The organism is Wolbachia endosymbiont of Leptopilina clavipes (assembly GCF_006334525.1).
Lineage (GTDB): Bacteria > Pseudomonadota > Alphaproteobacteria > Rickettsiales > Anaplasmataceae > Wolbachia.
Genome location: NZ_QJHA01000007.1, coordinates 1 through 23620, shown reverse-complemented (window position 1 = coordinate 23620; position 23620 = coordinate 1). Strand labels below are relative to the sequence as shown.

25 protein-coding genes are annotated in these 23620 nt (G+C 32.8%); 10 read left to right on the top strand and 15 right to left on the bottom strand.

What is annotated here, in order from left to right; genetic code table 11:
- Nucleotides 1–52 precede the first annotated feature (52 nt).
- The 5 genes from OUY_RS00780 to OUY_RS00765 form a co-directional block, all read right to left on the bottom strand.
- Nucleotides 53–442: a phage tail tube protein gene (locus OUY_RS00780; RefSeq protein WP_007302803.1), complete on the bottom strand. Its 390-nt coding sequence runs from the start codon at nucleotides 440–442 to the stop codon at nucleotides 53–55.
- Nucleotides 417–818 (bottom strand): tail completion protein gp17, encoded by a 402-nt coding sequence (gene gp17, locus OUY_RS00775; protein WP_039833195.1) that lies wholly within the window; start codon nucleotides 816–818, stop codon nucleotides 417–419. The genes OUY_RS00780 and gp17 overlap by 26 nt, the downstream gene beginning before the upstream one ends.
- A gap of 532 nt (nucleotides 819–1350) precedes the next feature.
- On the bottom strand, nucleotides 1351–1536 hold the full coding sequence (locus OUY_RS06840) for a head-tail connector protein (RefSeq protein WP_246038546.1): 186 nt from the start codon (nucleotides 1534–1536) through the stop codon (nucleotides 1351–1353).
- A complete protein-coding gene (locus tag OUY_RS00770) occupies nucleotides 1533–1880 on the bottom strand; it encodes a head-tail connector protein (RefSeq protein WP_246038545.1) in 348 nt (115 codons plus the stop codon). The genes OUY_RS06840 and OUY_RS00770 overlap by 4 nt, the downstream gene beginning before the upstream one ends.
- 102 nt (nucleotides 1881–1982) lie before the next feature.
- Nucleotides 1983–2276: a hypothetical protein gene (locus OUY_RS00765; protein ID WP_139686435.1), complete on the bottom strand. Its 294-nt coding sequence runs from the start codon at nucleotides 2274–2276 to the stop codon at nucleotides 1983–1985.
- Between the two features lie 631 nt (nucleotides 2277–2907).
- Between OUY_RS00765 and dut the strand changes: the two genes are divergently transcribed.
- The 3 genes from dut (at nucleotide 2908) to OUY_RS05960 (ending at nucleotide 4149) form a co-directional block, all read left to right on the top strand.
- Nucleotides 2908–3369 carry a dUTP diphosphatase gene (gene dut / locus OUY_RS00760; RefSeq protein ID WP_139686434.1) on the top strand — a complete coding sequence of 154 codons (462 nt, stop codon included), beginning with the start codon at nucleotides 2908–2910 and terminating at the stop codon, nucleotides 3367–3369.
- 79 nt (nucleotides 3370–3448) lie between these two features.
- Nucleotides 3449–3820: a hypothetical protein gene (locus tag OUY_RS05965; RefSeq protein ID WP_179949512.1), complete on the top strand. Its 372-nt coding sequence runs from the start codon at nucleotides 3449–3451 to the stop codon at nucleotides 3818–3820.
- A gap of 38 nt (nucleotides 3821–3858) precedes the next feature.
- A complete protein-coding gene (locus OUY_RS05960) occupies nucleotides 3859–4149 on the top strand; it encodes a hypothetical protein (RefSeq protein WP_179949511.1) in 291 nt (96 codons plus the stop codon).
- 302 nt (nucleotides 4150–4451) lie between these two features.
- On the opposite strand, the gene nusB is transcribed toward OUY_RS05960, so the two are convergent.
- From nusB to yidC, 3 genes are read right to left on the bottom strand one after another with little or no spacing between them, the layout of a single operon-like run.
- The gene (nusB, locus tag OUY_RS00750) at nucleotides 4452–4934 is read right to left on the bottom strand and encodes a transcription antitermination factor NusB (protein ID WP_006014794.1); all 483 of its coding nucleotides are present in this window, start codon (nucleotides 4932–4934) and stop codon (nucleotides 4452–4454) included.
- Nucleotides 4934–5362, bottom strand: coding sequence for a 6,7-dimethyl-8-ribityllumazine synthase (locus tag OUY_RS00745; protein WP_007302797.1), 429 nt, complete (start codon nucleotides 5360–5362; stop codon nucleotides 4934–4936). Before OUY_RS00745 ends, nusB begins: the two co-directional genes overlap by 1 nt.
- Complete coding sequence (gene yidC / locus OUY_RS00740) at nucleotides 5340–7049, bottom strand: membrane protein insertase YidC (protein WP_007302796.1); 1710 nt, start codon at nucleotides 7047–7049, stop codon at nucleotides 5340–5342. The genes OUY_RS00745 and yidC overlap by 23 nt, the downstream gene beginning before the upstream one ends.
- Nucleotides 7050–7162: 113 nt before the next feature.
- Here yidC and OUY_RS00735 point away from each other — a divergent pair, with 113 nt between their 5' ends.
- Nucleotides 7163–7687 carry a TIGR02281 family clan AA aspartic protease gene (locus OUY_RS00735; protein WP_139686433.1) on the top strand — a complete coding sequence of 175 codons (525 nt, stop codon included), beginning with the start codon at nucleotides 7163–7165 and terminating at the stop codon, nucleotides 7685–7687.
- Nucleotides 7688–7692: 5 nt separating this feature from the next.
- On the opposite strand, the gene secF is transcribed toward OUY_RS00735, so the two are convergent.
- Nucleotides 7693–8568 carry a protein translocase subunit SecF gene (gene secF / locus OUY_RS00730; RefSeq protein ID WP_139686432.1) on the bottom strand — a complete coding sequence of 292 codons (876 nt, stop codon included), beginning with the start codon at nucleotides 8566–8568 and terminating at the stop codon, nucleotides 7693–7695.
- Nucleotides 8569–8725: 157 nt separating this feature from the next.
- The gene (dnaA, locus tag OUY_RS00725) at nucleotides 8726–10108 is read right to left on the bottom strand and encodes a chromosomal replication initiator protein DnaA (RefSeq protein ID WP_139686431.1); all 1383 of its coding nucleotides are present in this window, start codon (nucleotides 10106–10108) and stop codon (nucleotides 8726–8728) included.
- A gap of 326 nt (nucleotides 10109–10434) precedes the next feature.
- On the opposite strand from dnaA, the gene OUY_RS00720 reads away from it, so the two are divergent.
- On the top strand, nucleotides 10435–11172 hold the full coding sequence (locus OUY_RS00720) for a type I glutamate--ammonia ligase (protein ID WP_007302792.1): 738 nt from the start codon (nucleotides 10435–10437) through the stop codon (nucleotides 11170–11172).
- Nucleotides 11173–11175: 3 nt separating this feature from the next.
- Here OUY_RS00720 and OUY_RS00715 read toward each other — a convergent pair whose 3' ends face one another.
- On the bottom strand, nucleotides 11176–11826 hold the full coding sequence (locus tag OUY_RS00715) for a hypothetical protein (RefSeq protein ID WP_063631240.1): 651 nt from the start codon (nucleotides 11824–11826) through the stop codon (nucleotides 11176–11178).
- 161 nt (nucleotides 11827–11987) lie between these two features.
- Between OUY_RS00715 and OUY_RS00710 the strand changes: the two genes are divergently transcribed.
- From OUY_RS00710 to ubiA, 5 genes are all read left to right on the top strand, one after another.
- Nucleotides 11988–15062 carry an efflux RND transporter permease subunit gene (locus OUY_RS00710; protein ID WP_179949513.1) on the top strand — a complete coding sequence of 1025 codons (3075 nt, stop codon included), beginning with the start codon at nucleotides 11988–11990 and terminating at the stop codon, nucleotides 15060–15062.
- Between the two features lie 87 nt (nucleotides 15063–15149).
- Nucleotides 15150–16703, top strand: a complete 1554-nt coding sequence (nusA, locus tag OUY_RS00705) for a transcription termination factor NusA (protein ID WP_139686429.1) — start codon at nucleotides 15150–15152, stop codon at nucleotides 16701–16703.
- Between the two features lie 7 nt (nucleotides 16704–16710).
- On the top strand, nucleotides 16711–19032 hold the full coding sequence (gene infB, locus OUY_RS00700) for a translation initiation factor IF-2 (RefSeq protein ID WP_139686428.1): 2322 nt from the start codon (nucleotides 16711–16713) through the stop codon (nucleotides 19030–19032).
- Between the two features lie 9 nt (nucleotides 19033–19041).
- Entirely contained in the window at nucleotides 19042–19392 is a 351-nt protein-coding gene (locus tag OUY_RS00695; RefSeq protein ID WP_006015187.1) for a ribosome-binding factor A, read from the top strand.
- 3 nt (nucleotides 19393–19395) lie between these two features.
- The gene (gene ubiA / locus OUY_RS00690) at nucleotides 19396–20283 is read left to right on the top strand and encodes a 4-hydroxybenzoate octaprenyltransferase (protein WP_139686427.1); all 888 of its coding nucleotides are present in this window, start codon (nucleotides 19396–19398) and stop codon (nucleotides 20281–20283) included.
- A 498-nt stretch (nucleotides 20284–20781) separates the two neighbouring features.
- On the opposite strand, the gene OUY_RS06200 is transcribed toward ubiA, so the two are convergent.
- The 4 genes from OUY_RS06200 to OUY_RS00675 all read right to left on the bottom strand — a co-directional run.
- Nucleotides 20782–21351 (bottom strand): latrotoxin-related protein, encoded by a 570-nt coding sequence (locus OUY_RS06200; RefSeq protein ID WP_246038543.1) that lies wholly within the window; start codon nucleotides 21349–21351, stop codon nucleotides 20782–20784.
- Between the two features lie 33 nt (nucleotides 21352–21384).
- Nucleotides 21385–22275 (bottom strand): ankyrin repeat domain-containing protein, encoded by an 891-nt coding sequence (locus OUY_RS06195; RefSeq protein ID WP_246038541.1) that lies wholly within the window; start codon nucleotides 22273–22275, stop codon nucleotides 21385–21387.
- 476 nt (nucleotides 22276–22751) lie between these two features.
- Nucleotides 22752–22976, bottom strand: a complete 225-nt coding sequence (locus tag OUY_RS00680; protein ID WP_139686426.1) for a hypothetical protein — start codon at nucleotides 22974–22976, stop codon at nucleotides 22752–22754.
- A 222-nt stretch (nucleotides 22977–23198) separates the two neighbouring features.
- Nucleotides 23199–23620: integrase core domain-containing protein (locus OUY_RS00675; RefSeq protein ID WP_139686425.1), on the bottom strand; the 422-nt coding region annotated here is incomplete at its 5' end.

Genomic DNA, 23620 nt, shown 5'->3' with positions numbered 1-23620 from the left:
TTTTAATTTATTCCCACTTATTATTATTGTATATGAAAAAATTAAATTAACACTAATGAAAAGTGTTCACAACTTCAGCACTGGCTAAAACTACAGTGAAGCTGTCAAAAGTGGCAGGATCATAATATCTCTCATACAATTCAACCGAACACCTGAGTTTTATCTTCTCCTTAGCATTAAAACTAATCTCATAATCATTATTAGAGTTTAACATTGCAGAATTACGCAATAATTCATCAGCCAATACTGAATTTAAAATGCCATTAATTTTTATTGTAATCTTTCTACTTCCAGCACAATCAAGCACTTTTCTCCAGCCAAAAGAGGAAATATCTTTCATCTCCTCTTTGTTATTACGCAAAGTAAACCTTAAGTTTCGTATATTATTCAGCACAACAAAATTATTGTCATGACCTTTAATTTTCAGCTGTAATTTGCTCATCGCTACCTCCTTGTATTAAAATATCAAAATTAATTGTTGAATGTAAAACTTCATCATGCTGATTTATAGCACAATTACTTTCCAAAATGGTCTCACTACTAATGCTCTTTACCACCAAGCCAACATGCTTTATAGCAGCAAGCATGCTGCTTATATGATAAGTATATATGTCGCATGAAAATCTTACTTTTGTAGCAAAATTAGATAGCATATGCAGGTTAACATAATTTACTATGCGCAATCTCAGATAAGGAATAGTAACCTGCTTAGGCAGGTAATCATAGATGTTAGTAACATATTTCTTTAAATCAGAGTTTGCTTTTAATGCTGCATAAATACTATTATACAACTCATTTATAATTTGAATTTTTTCCATCTCACAGATACGGTTACGAAGATTGCAATTTGCAGGTACAACAGATGGTATCATCCTAGTGCTTACTGTACGAACATTATCTGTCAAGAAGATGTCATCCCATCCCCAGACACTGGTTCACTTTATAATGATGTCGTTCCAGTAGCTCTTTCTTGTCATCCCAGTGCTTGACACTGGGATCCAGGAATTTTATTAAGTTGGTAAGCATAAAAGTAGCCGTTTTATGTTAAAATACAACGTTTTGATGATCCTGAAAAAACTGGATCCCAGTGTCAAGCACTGGGATGACACCTTCCTTTATGGAATTAAGTTACAATGTTTTTACAGTAAGCGCTGGAATGACACCTTCCCTTATGGAATTAAGTTACAATTTTTGTACAATAAGCACTGGAATCCAGTTTTCTTAACCAAAAACACTTCATTCTATAATGCAAAACCCATACTCACAAAACCCAATTCATTACTCGCAATCTTGATCCAAGTACTGGTATGACACCATCTGTTGTATCTGCTATTGAATGACAAACAGGAACTACAAAACAACCTTTGGTTCGCGAAATGGAGAATACACCTTCTTTACCTCAGATAAATGGCTACTTACTTCTGATTCACGATTTTTATAGAGAGCAGAAACATGCTGCATAATACCTAGCTTTATTTGCTCAGGAACGCTGTCATAGCCAGCTTCGTATACAACATCAGCCCTTATTATGTTCAAATAATTGAAAATTCAATATAGCTTCCTATATCACTAAAATAATAACTAAGTTTTCTATTCTTATCAGTAGCCAATATTATTTTATTCACAGGACCATAGCTTAAATATATTCTACGAGGTATATAACCTTCATATGAAACTTGCCACGTTTGCTTTACTAGAGACTTTTCCATATGCCACTGAGCATAATCAGTTGCCATAAAAATAAAACTTGAAATCAACTTATCATCTTGATCATTTTCAATTCGTAAAAAAGATTTAACCTCTCCTAAAGTTACTGGAAAAGATTTAGGCTTAGACTTACGTTGTATATTTATAATTGGATACTTTAGTCTTGTTGACATAACAACCCTCCTTTTCTATATATAGCTAAAATAAGTAAGACTTATCCATAAAAAGTCTTACTTATTTTAGTTATCACTTAATATTAAATTGCAGCAGCAACTCTATCGTACAAGTATATTGAGAAGAGAACGTATTAACGCTGTTTCTCCTTTTTTATTGATCAAGTTTACTAAGCCAGATTTTAGTAGATTGACATTCTGAGAATGAATGTTATTGAAAGTGGAGTTTATTTCTTTAGCAAGTAGACTGCGAAATTTCTGCACACTTTCATATGCGATATTTTCAAGTTCATGTGCAAACTTATCTTGAGCTACAGCTGATATGTCTTCAACTTTCTCATTGAACTCTTCTAGCTTTCTTTCCTTACCTTTAAAATTTTTTGCAAAAGTTTTCATATTAATTGGCCTCAACTATTCTTGTAATTATAATGACAATAAAAAGACTACCGAAGTAAAAATTAGCACTACAATACTGCAAACAACAGCAGCACACCAAACCGGTTCACTTTATAGCGTAAATTCAAGTATGTCATTCAAGTAGCCCTTTTTTGTCATCCCAGTGCCCAGACACTGGGATCTAAGTTGCTCACAAGCAAACTAGCATAGAAAGGTGGTACAACGTTTTCGATGAGATTGCAGAAAGGCTGGATTCCAGCATCAAGTGCTGGAATGACACCCTCTATATAAACGTTAAGAAATTTACTAATAAAAAAAGGCAAAAGCGTTAGCTAGTTGTTACTCTCTCATCCTAAAAATTGGCGTTCTATACTGTATTTAAACATTTTATAAGCCCGCTTCAGCTTATATTAGGTAGAAATTATTGTGAAGACATAAAGTGCACATAGCGGAAAGATTTATAAAACGCCAACTGTATAATACTTTTGTCGTTTAATCTGAACAGATTGAAGGTAATAAAACACTTTGAATTTTATAGTAAGGAAGCTGAAAGATTTGTCAAGTAGTTTTCTTATCTTTTACAGGCATAATTTACATGCTACAATCAAATTTTCATAACTGGTGAATAAAAATGCAAAGAGATAAAATTAAAGTAGAAATAAAAAAGTTATCACATGGCAAAAGCTTGCCTCTTCCCTGTTATGCAACTATGCAGAGTGCTGGCATGGATCTTTATGCTGCATTGGACGACTCTATTATTTTAAATCCACTTGAAAGGTTACTTATTCCAACTGGCATTGCGATTGCAATACCAAACGGTTTTGAAGGACAAGTTCGCCCACGTTCTGGGCTTGCTGCAAAACATGGAATCACTGTCTTAAATTCTCCGGGCACTATAGACTCCGATTATCGAGGTGAAGTTAAAGTTTGCCTAATCAATCTAAGTAATCAGCCATATGAAATAAAAAGAGGAGATAGAATCGCACAAATCCTCATCACTCCTGTATCTCAGGTAATTTGGGATGACAGAGAAGAATTCTGCACAGAAGAAACCGTCCGCAATGAAGGGGGCTTTGGATCAAGCGGTAGGTAGTTTTTTATATGTAAGTTGACTGTATTGATTTTTTGATATATAATATTAATATATTATTAACTTATTTTAAGAGGAAATTATGTCAATTTTTAAAAACCACCGTCACAAAACAAACATTGCACTTGTAGCGCTTACTTCTCTGTATGTTATAGGCACAGCAGTAGCACTTTCAACACCGTATTGGGTGTCTTCAACTTCGATTTTAGCGCCAATTGCAGTTTTTGCAGCTACACCACTTGGAATAAGTGTTTTAGCATTTGCTGCTGTTGCACTGGCTAGTTTAGCAATATATTCCATGACTAAAACTCCGGTAGTTTCTATTATAAAAAAGACAGGAGATCCATTTGTGAAAGTAAAAGATAAAGATTTTGAGTATATCAAAAAATACAACAAAATAAGGATCAAAATGGCAGTATTATCCCCTATGAGTATCTTATATATTTTAGCTTAGAAAGTAAAAGTTACTACATTACTGCTACAAGTAAGGAAATGAATAGCAATGATGGATTATTAAAGATAAATTCATTAGGAAGAAAAAATGATAAATGTGAGTATGAATTAATACATGAATATGAAAAAAAGTTAAAAACGTTAGGTTTAGACTCTGAAGAAAATGATGATAAAGAACTAATCATTACACTTGTGCCAAGCTCAATTGTTAAATCATCAAAAGTTGAACAACAAGAGGAAGGAAAATCATTAAAAATTAAGTATAAAAGAGGCAGACTAAATAAGTCTGCCCTTCACTTTTTAGTGTTAGGTTACTTAAGCTTATTATAGAAGCTGTCTCAAAGTATCCGTTCAGATGCATGACTAATGTGTAAATATCGAAGCAAAAGTGGTGTCATCCCAGTGCTTGACACTGGGATCCAGTTTTCTTTACCAAAAGTGTTTCATTCTATAACGCAAAATCCATACTTACCAAACCGAATGCATTACTTGCAATCTCGATCCCAGTGTCAAGCACTGGGATGACAGAAAAAGGAGCACTGCCATCATATTGGATAACACCATTTATTTCTATAGCTGTTTTTTCTATCTTATTTTGCCACCCTACTGAACGAATACCTTACGAGAAGTTACTAAGGATTTTTATTTAGTCTGACTGCATCCTTTACCTTATCTAACAACCCATTAATAAAGCCAATTTTGTTTGGAGCATCAAGTAAATCAGATGCAATGTTAGTATATTCATTAATAACAATTGGTGCTGGTGTATCAAAATCAATTAACTCACATACTGCAATACGCAAAATAGATAAGCTTATAAGATTTAATCGTGAAAGTGACCAGCTTGGGTGTAAATAAGACTCTATTATTTTATCATATTCTTCACTGCTTTTTATAACCTTACATAACAAGTTTTCTAAGAACTGATGTTCAAATTCTTCACATTCAAATATATCTTTCAACGTACTTATGTAGTCCTTAAGCTCACAATTTTCCAATTTAAAAGTGCTTTTGTTGTAACTTACAAAAATATTTGAATAAGCAATTTGTACAGCAAGAAATCTTGCCGTACTTCTTTTTATGCGCCACTTTTTATCTACTGGTTTTTCCTCCATTATTTTAATTTATTGTGTAGATCTATCATATGCAAAACAGTTGAGGCTGCATGGCCACCAACGTTCTTTTTATTTTTGTCAGCTCTAATTAGTGCTTTATCTTTACTATCTGCTGTGATTATTCCCATACCAAGAGGTATTGCATGATGCATAACAATTGCATTTAAGCCTTCGATTACTCCTTTACAAACGTATTTATAATGATCAGTTTCACCACGAATTACACATCCAAGAGCTAAATAACCATCATAATTAGTATTCTTGCCTTTGACCGCAAAAAGAATTGCAGCTGGTATCTCAAACGTACCAGGCGCTTTAATTATCTCGTAACCAATATTATTTCCTTTGAATTTATCAGTTGCACCCTCAAGCAAAAGGTTTGCTATTTCAGTATAATAAACTGAATTAACTATTAGTATTTTCGACATTCATTCCTACTTTTCTTGTTAAAAGCAACTTTATTAATGATTGTTGAACCAGAGTTATAATATTACTAAATATCCAATATATTACCAGGCCGGCAGGAAAAGAAGAAAAAATAAAGACAGAAATGTAAGGTAAAAACTTCATAACATTTACTTGAATATCATCTTTACTGGTTTGATCTTTCTCACTTAGCTTCTGCTGAATTATCATGGTAGCGCCGAAAATTATAGGTAAAATGCCTATAGAAATAGGAAAGTTATAATTAAACAACCCAAATAATGTAAAAATGTTTGTTGGATCAGAAGCTGAAAGATCCTTAATCCATAAATAAAAAGGGGCGTGTCTCATCTCTATAGTAACAAATAATACTTTATACAGAGCAAAAAATACTGGTATTTGTATGAGCATAGGGAAAATGCTCGACATTGGATTTACATTGTTTCTCTTGAACAACGCAATTGTCTCTTTGTGCTGCTTTAAGCTGTCATTTTTGTACAACTCTTTTATACGAGTTAATTCAGGCTGCAGGCTTTTCACCTTGAACATCGAAATATATGATCTATTAGATAAGGGAAGCATCAAAAGTTTGATTACTAAAGTTAGCAATAATATTGCTAAGCCAAAATTTTTCAAAACAAAGTTAAAATATTCAAGCAGTAAAAACACTGGCTTAGTTATAAAATAAAGTACACCAAAATCTACAGCCTTATCAAATAAAGGTATATTAAGAGTGTCTTTATAAGAATCAAGTAAATTCAACTTCTTTGCCCCAGCAAAAAAGTAGTTCAGAGTAGAAACACTTGCACCAGGGAGTATGTGTTTGTAAGGTTTAACAAAATCTACTTGAAACTTATCAATGTTATTAACATTCGTATGCTTAATACTTACATTTATTTGATCAGATTTTTCAGGTATGATAGCTGTAAACCAATATTTATCAGCAAAACCAAACCAACTTTTTTCACTTGTGCTGGCCTTTATTAAACGTTTCTTGGAAATATCCTTATATGTCCACTCCTCTAGTTTATTGTTAAATGCACCTAGTACTCCTTCATGTGATATCCAATAGGATTCGTTAATATTATCACGTTTACGATTGATTTTACCATAGGGAACCAAAACTACATTATCTTTTGTATTGTTTTCAATAATTTGCTCAACTTTAAACATGTAGTTATCGTCAAGGCTAATTTTCATTCTAAATAAAATGCCATTTTCATTATCCCAAAATAAATTGACCTCTTTTTGATTGAGTTTATCTGCTTGCCATACTGTTTTAGAATCTGGAACTTTAATCTTTTCATTCGGATCGAGCCACCCAAATTCTGCGAAATATACATCTTTTGATTCCGCAGGTGACAGTAACACCACTTGTGGAGAAGAAGAACTCGGTTCTAAGTGGTAGTTAGTTAAGATTAAGTCATCAAACCTTGCACCTTTCAGAGAAATTGATCCTTCAAGCATGTTATTGGTTAAATTAACTCTCTGTTCTCTAGTAGAATTAATAATTTCAGAACGATTTTGGTATATCATAGGAGCAAGGTCGTTAGAAGATTCGATATGTTCAATATTTTCAATCGATGGTTGGCTTTGGCTCGTGTTAAGAAAATTATCATAAATAATATGCCATAATACTATAATCAATATAGAAAGAATTGTTGCTAAAATTAAATTTTTTGCTTCTGACATGAAATTAAATCGAACATACCTCCTTAAAGTATATATTAAATATTGTACTAAAACAATAAAATTTACTTATTTTTAATAATAGCTTTTAACGCTAATCTTAAAAATTTACTCTTATGGCTTCAAATTTTAATAATATGAATGCAGCAAAAAATCTAGTTATTTGGCTACTGATAATAGTCATTACTGCAATGTTTATTGATTCACAAGGGGATAAACTAAGCAATAGGTTTCTGAGCACTTTTCTACCGTACAAAGGAAGGGTTCAAAATGGCGGAAGTATTGAATTTACAAAGTCATACGATGGACACTTTTATATTCAAGCTCAAGTCAATGATCGTAATATAACGTTTTTGCTTGATACCGGAGCAACTGATATTGTTCTATCGCAAAAAGATGCGTTACATACTGGTATTAACTTACAAAACATTCAAGACTTTAAAATATATGAAACTGCAAAAGGTCAAATAAAAGCTGGAGTGGTTCAAATACCTCAAGTTAAAATAGGAAATTTTTTAATTAATGATGTGCACGCTAGTGTTAATACTCACTCTATGTCCCATTCATTACTTGGTATGAGCTTTTTGAGATATTTTCATTTCACTATTAGGGATAACAAGCTAATATTATATCGTAGTTAAACGTTCTATACTCTACTTATCAACGCTCTGCAGGTCAATATAGGAGCAGAGATAAATATTGCGGAACAGGTGCCGATTGCAATGCCAAAAGAAATGATTAAGCAGAAGTCTCTGACCACACCTGTACAAATCAGCACTAAAGGAAGAGCGGCAAGAAGAGTAGTACCTGAAGTTAACATAGTGCGAAATAGCGTCGAATTAATGCTGGCATCAACTACTTCACCTATTTTTGCATTTTTTCCACTTTTTTGATACTCTCGAATCCGATCATATATAACCACTGAGTTATTGATTGAGTAGCCAATTACGGTAAGGAGAGCTGCAACTGATGAAATATTAAACTCAATACTCGTTAAACTGATAAAGCCAAGAGTTAAAATCACATCATGGATCAGTGCCATTATTCCACCAAGTCCACACTGCCAGTTAAATCTAAGCCAAACATAAAAAAATATTCCAATAATTGCAATTAACATGGCTGATATCCCTTCAAATATCTGCGTTGAGCCTATTTGTGGACCAACATAATCTATTTTGCGATAAGTTACTAAATTACCTAATTTGCTCTCTAATATACTTTTAACCTTTTTAATTTTATCTTCATCTCCCTCATCTTTAAACCGCACAACTAAGTTATCACCAGCTTTTGAACTCTGTATCGTAAATCCACTCTCTTTTAATATACCGAGAATAGCATTATCCTTGCTTGAAGATTTTATCTCTATCAAAATTCCACCTGTAAAGTCTATACCCAAATTCATTCCTCGCAGCATAAAAGTAAGCATTGAAAAAATGATAAGAATAACGCTAACAAGTGCTGTCAAATTTCTATATTTACTAAATTTTATATCAAGATTATCTGGAATAAGTCTAATTGCCATATTTCCTACTTAAATTGTGATTTTATATACTTTTTAAGCAATCGACTAGCTATTTTCTCTTAGCTTATACTAATAATGATCTTTGATTTACTTAATCTACTTGAAAAAGATATTTGATCAAAAAAATGAAAACAGCCTGGTTGTCATTAATAAAGTGCTACTTAAACATCTTTTTTAATCGATTGATTTCATCAGCAAATTTTGGGTCAGTTCTTATGAAATTTTCCACTTGTTTGACTGCGTGTATAACAGTAGCATGATCTCTACCACCAAAATTTCTTCCAATATCTGGTAAACTTTTTTGCGTAAACTTCTTTGCGAAATACATAGCTATTTGTCTCGGCCTCGCAAAACTGCGGAGCCTTCTATTAGATTGCATATCTGCAATCTTTATATTGAAAAATTCAGCTATTTTTTTCTGTATTTCTTCTATTGTGATTGACCTATGATTTGACCTAAGAAGATCAATTAGGGTCTCACTAGCTGATTCTACTGTCATGCTTCTTCCAATTAAAGAGGTATGAGCAACCTTATTTAATGCTCCTTCTAGTTCTCTTATATTGGATTTTATATTCCTTGCCAAAAATTCTAGGACATCCTTTGGAACATACATATTCATTCGTTCCACTTTCGCCTGCAATATACCAAGTCTTAATTCAAAAGTTGTTTCATTAATATCTGCAACTAATCCCCAACCAAGTCGTGATTTTATTCTTTCTTCTACTCCATCAAGATCACTAGGAGACCTATCAGCTGATATAACCAATTGTTTATTTTGGTCTATCAATGCATTGAAAGTGTGAAAAAATTCTTCTTGTGTACTATCTTTACCACTGATAAATTGCACATCATCTACCATCAATACATCTACTGATCTAAATTGCTCTTTAAATAACATAATATCTTTGCTCCGCAGCGCCGTAATATATTGATACATAAATTTCTCTGCTGATAAATATACCACTTTTCTTTTTGCTGACGGAGAATTAACTATGTCCCAAGCTATAGCATGCATTAAATGTGTTTTACCAAGTCCCACTCCACCATATAGAAATAAAGGGTTGCTTCCTGATATTGGATCTATAGATTCCGCTACACGCTTTGCCGCTGTAAATGCTAACTCATTTGACTTTCCTACCACAAAATTATCAAAAGTGAATCTGGTATCTAGTGGTGAACCAAGATTATGATTATTTTCCTCTCTATTTTTTAGTATCGTATTAGAATTTGAATTTCTTTCTTCAATTAATTGAATATCAATAGAACATACACTTTGATCTTCGCTTTGCCATAATGACAATATTTTTTCCATGTAGTGAACTGTAATCCACTCCTTTATAAATCTTGTTGGTACAGACAACAAAACTTCTCCATTTCTGTTGCTGATAAATCTTAGTGAACTCAGCCAGCTGTTATATGTTGCTTCTCCATAGAGATTATGGAGATAATTTTGGATTTTTTCCCAAGTAACATTGTGGTCCGTTACTGTAATAATCTGATCAAAAAACATAGTAGAAACCTTAGGGTTAGTTAAGTTCATATACCACACCAAGAAAGAACAATAATCAGAAAGATGCAAGATAATCAATAGCTTACTGTAAGATAAAAAGCTAACACTACTTAATACATATCTAAAATTATGAGGATTTTTTGACGAGTTGTAAAGAGTATAAAAGCACTAAAATTGATCATTTTTTTGAAATAAAAACAATCAATTTGTAAATGTCGCTTGTACCGAGGATTAGAAGTATGTTATTAAAAAATAGTAATATATTATGTATAAATAAGATATTAAATTTACTGATAAATAAGTAAAGTACTTGTATAAATATAGCTGATTTAGTATAAATTTATTGAAGTAAATTTGTGATTATATTAAGTAATTTGAGTCATAATACTGTATTCGGTATTGAACTGGAGTTTTACACTGAGGGAATAAAAAAAGAATATTTATTTCTGAATAGCATCAAAAATAAAATAGCTTCTCTTGGATTTTTTTGTGAGAAAGAGAGTTCTTTAAACCAATACGAGATAAAAAGTGATTGTTATACGAGTCCTGATAATTTAATTATGCATTTTGAGTTAGTAAAAAAATTACTGATTGGAACAGCACAAGAGTTCGATGGTAATGTTTCTTTTAAAGCAAAACCTTATTTGGATAGAGCAGGCAGCGCACTAAATGTACATGTTAGCCTCATGGATTCAAATAATAATAACTTATTTTATGGCAATAAGCAAAAATATAGTGACCACCTGATTCACAGCATAGGTGGATTATGTGCAATGATGAAAAAACATATGTTGTTTTTTGCTCCAAATGATGATTCATATTTAAGATTTCAGTACCCAGATATTCATACTCCAACTACGATTAGTTGGGGAGTGAATAACAGAACTGCTGCGATAAGAATTCCCTATTTTGGCAACGATTCCAAAAGATGCCGCCTAGAGCACCGTGTTCCTGGAGCAGATTGTAACCTTGAAAAAGTACTCACAGCAATAATTGAAGGTATAGTTTTTGGTATAGAGAACAAAATTGCTCCGCCAAATAGAGTGTATGGCATTGCATCTGATCCTCAATATAAGATGGAGAGTTTGATATAGCAACTACCTGTTAAACCCTAACCCATTAAACTCCTTTGAGGTAATTGGCCATTCTAGCACTTTCCTCACATCATTATTTACATTCCCATACTGTAATAGCAAGTCTGCAGCAGATAGTTTCTGCGTACTTTTAGATGATCCAAGCCCTATATTGGTAAGGTTGCTCGGTGGCTGCTCAGGAAGTGGATTACCAAGTGCATCCATGTGTTTAGGTAAAGGTTCCATAACAATATTTGTAGCACTAGAAACGAAATGACTATCTGTAGTATCAGCACTTTTAGAAAGTGAATTACCTTTGAAATCCATATGTTTAGGTAGTCCATTTTTCATTTCTTCTTCTGCTCTTTTATTTTTTAATTCTTCTTCTAGCTCAGTTTCAGTTCTTTTTGGTTCTTTTACGGTATCTTTTTCTTCACCTTCATCAACACTGCTATACCCTTCATCTTCTGACATATCATCAGTTTTAACAGACTTAGCTCCTGCTTTATTAAGCAATGAAAGTAATGCGTAAGTAACTGCAGCAGCAGTAACTATAATGGCTATCTTTGCAGCAATGTGAATCACTGTTAAAAATACTAAAGTTGATGAAACACCAACCAACCCAGATACGATCACTTTATTCTTGCCTTCTGTCACACTTAAAACTGCTACCATAATAATCCCTCAAATACCATACTAAAGTCATATTATATAGAAATTTTCTTACGCTTGCAAAATTGTAAAAATTTTAATCATTTACATAAAGCTATATAAGGATTAATTAATATATAATTTATCTTAGCTATAATATGATGTAAATACGTATAATGTCCGGAATGAAAAGCTTAATTATAGAGAGGAATAGAACAGTAATATTATTGCTTATCGTGATTTTTACCTTCGGCTCATACACTTATATAAAAATGCCAAGAGAAAGCAATCCTGATATACAGATTCCTATAATTAGCGTATTTGTCGGGTTTCCTGGTATTTCTGTCGAGGATAGTGAAAAGCTATTAGTGCTTCCTATAGAAAATGAACTAAGATCCATCGAAGGTGTAAAAGAATTGAGAGCTTTTGCAACTAATGATGGTGCTCACATGATACTCGAATTTAGAACAGAGTATGATAATAAAGAAGTGCTCGATAATGTCCGTTCAAAGCTTTTAAACATAAAATCAAAATTACCTATTGAAGCAGAATCTCCAATAATCAATGAAATAAACTTGAGCTTATTTCCGATACTAAACGTTGGCTTGATTGGTAATTTGCCGGAAAGAACTTTAACTGAAATAGCACGCAAACTAAAGAAAGAAATAGAATCTCTGCCAAATGTTCTTAAAGTTGAAGTAGCAGGTATGCGTAAAGAAACAGTGGAAGTTATAATTGAGCCCACAGTTCTAACAAAATATAACATTCAATCAAATGAGATATTTCAAGCTATATCAAACAACAACAGATTGGTAGGAGCCGGATCACTAGAAAATGATACCGGTAAATATTCGATTAAAATATCAGGGTTATTAAAAGACATAGAAGATATTATGAATATTCCTATTAGATCTCAAAGTGATGCAGTTTTGAGAATCAAAGATATAGCAAAAGTATACCTTGGGTTTGAGGATCACCAAGGATTTGCTCGTATTAATGGACTACCTAGCATTGTACTAGAAATTTCAAAACGTAATGGAAAAAACATAATAGACACGGTAAATCAAGTAAAATACTTAATGGACAAAGCAAAAGATCAATTACCTGAAAATTTAAAAGTAGTTTATTTGAATGACCAGTCAAAAAATGTACGTGATGTGCTTGACGACTTGGAAAATGGTATAATATTTGCCGTATTACTAATATTAACCATAATAATGCTCTTTATGGGAACAAGGGCTGCTATTCTTGTTGCACTATCAATACCTGGCTCCTTTCTAATAGGAATAATGGCTCTTTACCTCATGGGTATTACTCTAAATATAGTTGTGCTCTTCAGTTTAATTATGGCAGTTGGCATGCTGGTTGATGATGCAATTGTAATCAGCGAATATGCTGATAGAAAGATGATTTGTGGCATGGATAAAGTAGAAGCCTTTTGCACCTCAGTTCATAATATGTTCTATCCAGTTTTATCATCAACATTGACTAAATTAGCAGTGTTTTTCCCTCTGTTACTCTGGCCCGATACAGTCGGTAAATTTATGCAGCACATACCAATTACAATAATTCTAACTTTAACTGGATCGCTAATTATGGCTTTGGTTTTTATACCAACACTTGGTGCAACATTTGGTAAACCTTCCATAACTTCAAAAAAAGAAATAATAAGAATGAGTGCTATAGAAAGTGGTGAGATAAAAAATACTGGGCTTATAATAAGAACTTATGTACGTATGTTAGAGAAAGTCTTAGATCACCCCAAAAAATTTGTATGTGTTGTTGTGTTTGTTTTATTTTTGTCTAGTATATTATATTTTACTTTTGCTCCTGGATTAAAGTTCTTTCCGAATGTAGATTCAGATAACATTTTAATCAGCGTTAAAGTAAAAGAAAGCTTATCAGCCAAAGAACGAGATTTGATACTTAAGAAAGTAGAAGAACGTATTTTGGGTGTTGAAAAGGAAATTTATGTTTTTTATGCTCGATCAGGAAAATTTTCAGACAACGTTATTGCCAAAATTCAATTGGAACTTGTAGATTGGCGCTGCAGGCGCAAAGCTACGCAAATACTAAATGATATAAGGAGTAGTGTACAAAACATAAAAGGAGTAATAATTGATGTACAGGAACAAAAGTCAGGACCATCAGCTGACAAGCCAATACAAATTAACTTAAGCGGAAGTGCATCCAACTTGAATTCAGTAGCAGAGAAAATCCTAAAAATTATGGACCAACCTTCATCTGGATTTATAAATATTCAAGATAGTAGATCAGCACCTGAAATAGAGTGGAATATGAGTATTGATAAGAGTAAGGCTACAAGCTCTGGAGTAAGTGTTGCAACCATCGGTGATTTTATAAAGATGGTTACAAATGGAGTATTAATTGGAAAATATAGACCAAATAACGCAGATGAAGAAATTGATATTGTACTACGCTTTCCCAGAAAGAATCGCAACATGAAAACTATAGATAACCTTTTTATTAATACAGCAAATGGACCATATTCTATGAGTAGCATAGTGAAATACGTTCCCGAAAAAAAGGCAAATAAACTAAGTAGGATTGATGGATCACGCACAGTAACAATCTCTGCTGACGTTGATACTGGCTATCTTGTTGATGAAAGAGTTAAGTTCATTCAAAATTCGATTACTCAAGACTGTAGTAAAGGAGTAAAGATTGATTTCAAAGGTGATAAGGAAGATCAACAAAAATCAGGAGCATTTTTATTAAAGGCTTTTATATTAGCAATTACATTGATGATATTGGTGCTAGTGGCACAGTTTAACAACATATACTATACATTTATCGTAATGACAGCAGTGTTTTTATCAACAACATGTGTATTTTTCATTTTCTTTCTTATTCAGAAAGTTTTTGTAGTTGTCATGTGTGGAGTGGGGATAATTGCTTTAGCAGGAATTATAGTAAATAATAATATACTATTGCTTGATGCCTTTCATCGGCAAATTAAGGTGCGCAAAAATAACATTAAGCAATGTATAATAAACGCTTCAATTTCTCGCATCAGGCCAATACTACTTACCGTTGCAACTACAGTTCTTGGTTTAATACCGATGATTACTAGGTTAAATATCAGTTTTTTTACGCTACAAATCACATATGATGCTCCATCAAGCCAGTGGTGGGTTGATATTTCAGCAACCATAGCAAGTGGAATATTGGCTGCAACGGTCTTAACTTTATTCTTTACTCCGGCATTGCTTATCATACAAAGACATGAAAAAACTTGACTTAAATTAGCAATCATTTAACATTTAAGATAGCGTTCTTTACCTGTTGGGGCTATAATTATAACTAATTAAATTGGATTTATTTATATGATTGCTAATCGTAAAAGCAGTGTTAAGCAGAAAAGCAACAAGAATAACATAGTTGGAAGCCTTGATGTAATAAAAACAGCGGGAGAGCTCTCACTTCAAAAAGGTTTGGATTTTAATATTATAATAAATGCACTTAAAAGTGCTATCGAAGCAGTAGCTCAACAAAAGTATGGTAGCAAAAGTAAAATTGTAGTTAATATAGATAGAAACACAGGCAAAGTTACCTCATATAGACAACTAAAAGTCATTAATGATGAATCAAATGAAAATGAGTGTGACTTAATTAAGTTGACACAAGCTAAGTTAATAAAAGAAGATGCAAAAGTTGGAGATACTATTAGTGAGTTGATTTCTCTTAACACTGATCTTGTTTCAGCAAGAATTGCCCAGCAAAAGATTTCTGAAATAATCAAAAATGAAGAGTTAAAAAAGCAATATGAGGAATTTAAAGATAAGGTAGGAGAAATGAGGTATGGCATCGTTAAACAAGTAGAATATTCAGATCTTATTATAGACATAAACGGAATTGGAGCATACCTCCCTTTACGAAACTTAATTGGTGGTGAGTCATTTCGTGAAGGCGATAAGGTTAAAGCTTACATACAGGCTGTTAAGCGCTCTGACAATGGACGTCAAATCATTCTTTCTAGGACTCATGAAGGCTTTTTAGAGGCATTGTTGAATCAAGAAGTACCAGAAGTTGCTGACGGATTGATAACAATTAAAGGTATAGCTAGAGACGCTGGTTCAAGATCTAAAGTTGCTGTTTTTTCACCTGATAAGAATATCGATCCAGTAGGTGCTTGCGTTGGAGTTAAAGGAGATAGAATAAAAACTATTATACACGAATTAAACGGTGAAAAAATCGACGTCATACATTACTCATCAGATTTGGGTCAATTTGTTATTAAAGCCATTACTCCTGCAGAAGTATCAAAGGTCATTATTGACGAAAATGAAAATTGTATAGAGTTAATAGTTGCTGAAGATCAATTGAGTTTAGCTATAGGAAAAAAGGGTCAGAATGTAAGATTAGCTTCAGAGCTTGTTGGATGGAAAATTGAGATATTAAGCACTCAGCAAGAATCAGAAAGAAGAAACAAAGAATTTAGTCAATGTTCAGTTTTATTTGCTGAAGCTTTAAACTTAGAAGAGATTATGGGCCAATTATTGGTAACAGAAGGTTTTTCAAGTGTAGAAGATATATCTAACACTTCAATTAAGGAACTTGCTTCAATAGAGGGCTTCAATGAAGATATTGCAAATGAACTTCATAATAGAGCAAATAATTACCTGAAAGCAGAGAATGATAGAAAAATAGAAGAGCTAAAAAATTTAGGTATGGAAGACGATGTAATCAACTTAGCCTTATCAATAGATAATAAAATTGCTCTTAGTAAACATAATATTAAAACTTTAGAGGACATAGCAGATTTATCAAATTATGAGTTTTATAGCATACTCTCTTCCTCAACTAATAATAAAGACAATCTAAAAGATACAGCAGATTTAATAATCATAGAAGCACGTAAAAAGCTTGGATTAATATAAAAACAATATGAATAATGAAGATATCAGTAATAAAAAATTAACCCTACAAGGCTTAAGCAAGCTTAAATTAGACATTAATTTAAACTCTTTAGATAGTCAAAGTACTGGTACTACAATAGTAAAAAAAAGAAGAAAAATTCATTCTGCAGAAGAATATAGTTTATTTGACGAGAGTAAATTAGGCTCTTTAACTGAAAAAGAACAAATTTCCCGCATTAATGCTGTACAGAATGCTACTTTGCTGAAAGAAAGGAATCAGAGAGAACAAGAAGAGAAAATAAAAAAAGAAGAAAGCAATCAAGAAGCTGAAGATAAAAATGAATCACACTCTGTACCTAAAGAAATAAATAAGGAAGTTTTAAGTAATACTAACTCAGTTGAACAAAAAGAAGATAGTATTGAATATGAGAACAATGATAAAAAGTCTTTTAAAGCTAGCAAAGATATATACTCTAAGCATTCTAAGCTAGTAATTACACAGGCAATAGATGAAAGAAATGAACACCTCCCTGTATTTAAGCAAAAATTTGGTATAAGAAGTAAACAATCAAAGTTTACTAAGGGTAAAAATATAGCAAGAGAAGTTATTATACCAGACAAAATAACTATCAGGGAGTTATCTATTCGTATGGCAGAAGATAGCAAGAGTGTGCTAAAAATGCTCAAAGAAGAAGTTGGGGAGAGCTATAGAGTAGATGATCTAGTAGATCCAGATATAGCATGCGAAATAGCAAAAAAATTTAATCATACGGCTAAACGAGTAAGTGATGCTGATAAAGAAAAGAATTTACTCTTCATAAGCAACAGAGAAAACTTACCTAAAAGACCAAAACCACCTATCGTTACTTTTATGGGACATGTGGATCATGGTAAAACATCATTGCTTGATGCATTTCGTGAATCCAATGTTGCAGAAAGAGAGTCAGGTGGCATCACTCAACATATAGGTGCTTATCAATTAACGACAAAAAATAAGCAAAAAATTACTTTCATTGATACACCAGGGCATGAGGCGTTTACTGCAATGCGTGCACGTGGTGCCAATATTACTAATATAGTTGTGATAGTAGTTGCAGCTGATGATGGAATCATGAAACAAACAGTTGAAGCAATAAACCATGCAAAAGCAGCAAATGTCTCTATTATAGTTGCCATTAATAAAATTGATAAATCACAACCTGGCGATGTAGAAAGAATAATTAATAGTTTGCCTCAGTATGACCTCATCCCCGAAGAACTTGGTGGTGATGTTATAATTGTGCCAGTATCAGCAAAAAAGAAAATCAACTTAGATAAACTAGAAGAGGCAATTTTATTAATTGCTGAATTAATGACGCTAGAAGGAATAGAGGATTGTCGAGCACTTGGATGGGTAATAGAGTCCAAAATAGATAAAGCTAAAGGAATATCAGCTACATTAATAGTTGAAGAAGGAACATTAAAGATTGGTGACATATTGATAGTTGGTACAACATACAGCAAAGTACGCAGTATGATTAATCACCTTGGTCAAAGAGAAAAAGCGTCACTACCTTCTACTCCAGTTGAAGTTACTGGTTTAAATGGTGTACCAAATGCTGGAGATAAATTTGTTGTTGTAAACTCTGAAAGGCAGGCTCGTGAAATTGTTGAATACAGGTTAGAATTAATCAAGAAAAAGCAAGAAGATTTAGACGACAGTAATTTAGATATATTCAGTCGTAATGATAGTGAAACAGAAGAACTATCTGTAGTTTTAAAGTGCGATGTCACTGGTTCTATTGAAGCAATATCAAGCTCAATTGATAAGCTTGGTAAAGAGCAAGTGAAATTAAATATTCTACACAAAGCAGTAGGAGGAGTAACAGATTCAGATGTGCTGCTTGCAGAAGCATCAAGCGCAGTAATTTTAGCTTTTAATGTAAAAGTGGATTCAAAAATAAGAGAATTAGCAAAACAAAAAGGTATAGAAATACATACTTACAATATAATATATGAGCTTATTGAAGACATGAGGATGTATCTAACTAAAATGTTAAAGCCTGTTACACGAGAGGTTCGTGTTGGTTCTGCATCTGTAAGGCAAATATTTAATGCATCCAAAGCCGGTAATATAATCGGATGTTATGTCACTGATGGAGTTATAAAAAAAGATTCTTTAATTAAGGTAGTACGTGGCAGCAAATTGGTGCATGAAGGAAAGTTAAAAGCACTACGTAGATTTAAAGATGATGTTAAAGAAGTGGGTGTAAATTTTGAATGCGGAATATCGCTAGAGGGTAATATCGATATTAAAGTTGGAGACATTTTGGAAGCTTATCAATTAGTGCAAGAAGAAAGGACGTTATAGTAGTTGAATATGAAAAAGGAAATTAGAAATCTAAAAGTAGCATCGGTATTACACAGGGCAATATCAAAAGTCTTAATGGAAGGTAATGTTCTTAATGAAAAAGTAGTAGTATCTGATGTAAAGCTAAGCAAAGATTTGAAGAAAGCAGATGTATATATTGTGTTATCTTCATTAAACATCCAAAATGATAATGATGATATCAGCACTGTTGTTAATGAAATGAACCAATCTGCATGGTCAATACGTAAATCTATATTGTGTTATGTTGATTTGCGATTTATACCTGAGTTAGTTTTTAAGCCTGATTTAGCATTCGATAATTTTGTCAATGTAAGCAAAATATTACATAATCACACTTAATTAATGTATTTCAACCATTATTTCTCATTAATGAGAATACACAGTTTAACAGGTTTATGGCTTGCGCTATTTCCTAGCTTAAGCGGCATTCTTTTAGCCTCAACTTCTCTATCGTATCAAGCTCTTTTTCTCCTTGTTTTGTTTACTATAGGTGCATTTTTAATGAGACCCGCAGGGTGCATAATCAATGATATCTTCGATAGAGAAATAGATGCGCACGTTGAACGAACAAAATATAGGCCACTTGCAAGTGGTGCATTAAACATAAAGCAGGCTTTGGCTTTACTTTCACTGTTACTGTCTATTGCCCTGTTAATCTTATTATTAACCAATAAAACTACTCTTATACTTGGAATAATTTCAATGTGCATGATAGTTATCTACCCCTTGCTAAAGCGTTACGTTTGGTGGCCACAATTGTTTTTAGGGTTTACTTTCAACATGGGATCACTCATGGGTTCAGCAGCAATAACAAACCAGATTAGCATAGAATGCTTGCTATTTTATATAGGATGCGTCTTTTGGACGCTTAGTTATGATACTATATACGCTCATCAAGATAAAAAAGATGATGAGAAATTAGGAATGAAATCTACTGCATTATATTTTGGCAATACAACAAAATCTTGGTTGAAAAGATTTTATTTAATATCCTTAATGGCATGGTTGTACGCTGGTATACTATCATCATTAAATAACATCTTTTATATTGCTTTACTTGCCATAGGATTCATATTTCACCACCAACACAAAAATTTCAATCCAGACGATTCTAATCAATGCATGTCCATATTTAAAAATAATTCCCAGATAGGACTCCTGCTCTTTTTCGGTATCCTTTTAGATAGAATTCTAAATTCTACTTTTGTATCCGTTCAGATGCATGGCTAATGTGTAAATATCGAAGCAAAAATGTTGTCATTCCAGTGTCAAGTGCTGGGATGACAGAGAAAGCATCATATTGGAATGACACCATTTATTTCTATGGCTGTCTTTTCTACCTTATTTTGTCACCCTGCTGAACGGATTCTACTTTTTAGAACATATCTTGAAAGGAAATCAGGAAGATAATATGATAGGATCAGTAAAAAATATATCCAGGTGATGTAAGTGACAAAGAATGGAAATTTCTTGAGCCAAGAGTTGCACAAGGTGTGGCCAAGAAAGCACAAAATAAGCAATTATTAATGTTATACAATACATAATGAAAGGTATTTGCCAGTAGAGCAAAAGATTTTCCTCTATGGAAGACAGTGTATGATTATTTTTTTAGGTGGCGTAATAGTCACACATTGCTTGAATGCATACAAAATAAAGGCTGGTGTGCCCATTGATGTTATAAGATCAAATTACCAACCTTTTACTAGATGAAATCAAAAAGCTAAGGAATTAAGCCTTACCTTGATTTATTAAACCTCTATCCTGAATTAAATGACCTTGAACAGAAGTATTACTTAAATAACTTTGAGGCTCTAAGTTTATTTGCTGTTCTTCAACTTCTAATGTACTATCTCTATTGTGTAATATCTGTTGCATTGATTGATTTACTATTAAATCTAGTTCCTTATTAAATATAACCATAAATTTGTTAAACTTCTTTGGACTTAACTTACCTGCTTCTCTATCGTGGCATGCTTGCTCTACATATGAGTTTAAAACTCCTGAAATGTCATTAAACTTACCACCCATGATTTTTGCGGTAACCTCTTTCTGCATTTCTACACAATCAATATTTAACCGATGCATTGATATCCCAATTTTTAATGCAGCTTGCTCTACTACTTTCTCAAATTCCTCTATAATATTTAATGCATAGCCCTGTGCTTCTAATGGTGATATAGACTGAACTACTGTGGAAATATACTTCTGACCTGTGATTTTCCTTATAAATACATCTAATAAAAGAAGTATACCGTTGTTATCAATACCTTGAACTGTAATAGCTTTAGAAGGTTCCATACTTATAGCTGCCTTAAAAGGAGAAGAAACAAACTAAAAAATACCTTTAATAGTATCTACCGTAGTGTAAGCAAAAATATTGATAAATGAAGATGGCTTACTTGTTCCGCTTGTAACTCCTATTTTATCAGGACCTATCTTATCATTTTGCAACGAATTTTCATCTTCTTGTGCAATACTGAGGCGATTATGGACACGTGTTGATAGGGAGCTGCTTTCTTCTTGCAAGTTAAGATGTTGGGTGATTTCTTCATTTCTTCTTATTCTTTCTTCTAGAAGGTTTCGTATTTCTAAGCTGTTTTCTTCATTAAGCGTATTTGCTACGGCTAAAGCTCCTCTAGCATCAACATAATCACTTTTATCAAGAATGAGCTTAACTACACCCAAATTGCCACGAGCAGCTGCAGTATGCAAAGGTGTCCAACCATTCTCATCTTTAGCGTTAACATTAGCACGCTTATTTATAAAAAGACCAGCTACTTGTAAATTATCATGAAGAGCAGCCCAGTGCAGAGGAGTAGCGCCATCATTGTTCTTAGCATTAACATTGGCTCCTTTCTCTATAAGCTTTTCTGCTGTACCTAAGCAACCATTAAAAAAAGCAGCATAGTGCAGAGGGACATTGTCATATTTATTCTTCTCATTAACATTAGCCCCTTTCTCTATAAGCTTTTCTACTATACTTACATTCTGATTAAGAGGAGCCCAGTGCAGAGGAGTAGCGCCATGATTATTCTTAGCATTAATATCAGCTCCTCTCTCTATAAGCTTTTCTACTACCTGTAATTTATCTGCAAGAACAGCTAAATGTAGAGGAGTATTGCCTCTATTGTCCCTGGCATTAACATCATCCCCTTTATTGATAAGATCCGCAACTTGATTAGCATCTCCACTACGTACAGCAGCAAATAATTCATTAATCATTTAACCCTCGATAAAAACCACTCAATTTCAAAGTAAGAAAAAAATCTTTTTCTGAATAAAACAGCTACCTCATAATATAAAGAAAAATATTTTCACTATCATATTTATTATACATAAAAAATTAATAGCTCAATATACTTTTCATAAAATACTCCATCTCTAAAACTTGTCAATCCCTATTTAGAAGTTTTTTTGATAATCTGTAATGAAAGTTCTTAACGAATTAATACTGACTTAATAGTATATATTACTAAAAATTTAAATAAAACAACCATTCCCAACAACTAAAACCGGCTAGTGAGAGAAGAGTTCGTTTTGGAATGGATTGGTCTGTTGCTGGAACTCAAGAACTGCTGCAAAAGGAAAGCCCCAGTTTTTATGGTAATTATGATATTAAAAAATCACGTTTAAAAATACTTTATACAAGTGAGAAACACCTCTTTTTGTTTTTGCAGCAGGTCTCCATGTATCCCTCTTTAATTAAGAGACTGACTAGCTCCTTGAGTTTGTTCAGTGTTTGGGTGATGAAGATTGCTGTTTACACCCTCGTTTCCAATTGTCTCTACAAACGCCTGTAATTTTAGTTTAGGAGCGTACCTCTTTTCAACATTAAAGTCTACAAAGTAAACTGGTGTATTATTTCGGACTCCTACTCTTTCTTCTTTAAAGTCATTTTTGTGCACCTCAAAAAATCTCTCCATGCCAAAGAATTTCGCCTTTTGAAAATCATATCTATAATGTGTTGATAGAAAATCCACCAATGGTTTATTTGTAATAGTCTAGACTTAATCTGACAAGCATGAATTAACTGACAGAAGAATTAACAAAGTCAAAACCAAAATCAGCATCCTGTTTAATGCTATCAATATTTTTCTGATAAGCAATATGCTGTAATAGTCTAGACTTAATCTGACAAGCATGAATTAACTGACAGAAGAATTAACAAAGTCAAAACCAAAATCAGCATCCTGTTTAATGCTATCAATATTTTTCTGATAAGCAATATGCATACTATCAAAAAAGGTTTGCATAGGAGTCTTACCATAGCAATATTTACCTGAATGCGGTCTAGATCTATTGTAAGAATGCACCCAATGGTCTACGTCTAACTGAAGTTCTGCCAAAGAGGTGTAAATTTTCTTTCTAAAGATAATATTGTAACATTCATCTTGCATAGTTCTGTGGAACCTTTCACATATGCCATTAGTCTGTGGAGAACGAGCTTTGGTTCGAGAATGATCAATATTTTCTACCCCTAAATATAGCTGGTAAGCGTGATTTTCAGGTCTGCCACAATACTCTGTACCACGATCCGTCAAAACACGTAGCAATGATACTTTCTGTT

Coding starts and splice junctions, on each gene's coding strand:
- OUY_RS00780 (WP_007302803.1), bottom strand. CDS start 442: ATGAGCAAATTACAGCTGAAAATTAAAGGTCATGACAATAATTTTGTT.
- gp17 (WP_039833195.1), bottom strand. CDS start 818: ATGGAAAAAATTCAAATTATAAATGAGTTGTATAATAGTATTTATGCA.
- OUY_RS00770 (WP_246038545.1), bottom strand. CDS start 1,880: ATGTCAACAAGACTAAAGTATCCAATTATAAATATACAACGTAAGTCT.
- OUY_RS00765 (WP_139686435.1), bottom strand. CDS start 2,276: ATGAAAACTTTTGCAAAAAATTTTAAAGGTAAGGAAAGAAAGCTAGAA.
- dut (WP_139686434.1), top strand. CDS start 2,908: ATGCAAAGAGATAAAATTAAAGTAGAAATAAAAAAGTTATCACATGGC.
- OUY_RS05965 (WP_179949512.1), top strand. CDS start 3,449: ATGTCAATTTTTAAAAACCACCGTCACAAAACAAACATTGCACTTGTA.
- OUY_RS05960 (WP_179949511.1), top strand. CDS start 3,859: ATGAATAGCAATGATGGATTATTAAAGATAAATTCATTAGGAAGAAAA.
- nusB (WP_006014794.1), bottom strand. CDS start 4,934: ATGGAGGAAAAACCAGTAGATAAAAAGTGGCGCATAAAAAGAAGTACG.
- OUY_RS00745 (WP_007302797.1), bottom strand. CDS start 5,362: ATGTCGAAAATACTAATAGTTAATTCAGTTTATTATACTGAAATAGCA.
- yidC (WP_007302796.1), bottom strand. CDS start 7,049: ATGTCAGAAGCAAAAAATTTAATTTTAGCAACAATTCTTTCTATATTG.
- OUY_RS00735 (WP_139686433.1), top strand. CDS start 7,163: ATGGCTTCAAATTTTAATAATATGAATGCAGCAAAAAATCTAGTTATT.
- secF (WP_139686432.1), bottom strand. CDS start 8,568: ATGGCAATTAGACTTATTCCAGATAATCTTGATATAAAATTTAGTAAA.
- dnaA (WP_139686431.1), bottom strand. CDS start 10,108: ATGAACTTAACTAACCCTAAGGTTTCTACTATGTTTTTTGATCAGATT.
- OUY_RS00715 (WP_063631240.1), bottom strand. CDS start 11,826: ATGGTAGCAGTTTTAAGTGTGACAGAAGGCAAGAATAAAGTGATCGTA.
- OUY_RS00710 (WP_179949513.1), top strand. CDS start 11,988: ATGAAAAGCTTAATTATAGAGAGGAATAGAACAGTAATATTATTGCTT.
- nusA (WP_139686429.1), top strand. CDS start 15,150: ATGATTGCTAATCGTAAAAGCAGTGTTAAGCAGAAAAGCAACAAGAAT.
- infB (WP_139686428.1), top strand. CDS start 16,711: ATGAATAATGAAGATATCAGTAATAAAAAATTAACCCTACAAGGCTTA.
- OUY_RS00695 (WP_006015187.1), top strand. CDS start 19,042: ATGAAAAAGGAAATTAGAAATCTAAAAGTAGCATCGGTATTACACAGG.
- ubiA (WP_139686427.1), top strand. CDS start 19,396: ATGTATTTCAACCATTATTTCTCATTAATGAGAATACACAGTTTAACA.
- OUY_RS06200 (WP_246038543.1), bottom strand. CDS start 21,351: ATGGAACCTTCTAAAGCTATTACAGTTCAAGGTATTGATAACAACGGT.
- OUY_RS06195 (WP_246038541.1), bottom strand. CDS start 22,275: ATGATTAATGAATTATTTGCTGCTGTACGTAGTGGAGATGCTAATCAA.
- OUY_RS00680 (WP_139686426.1), bottom strand. CDS start 22,976: ATGGAGAGATTTTTTGAGGTGCACAAAAATGACTTTAAAGAAGAAAGA.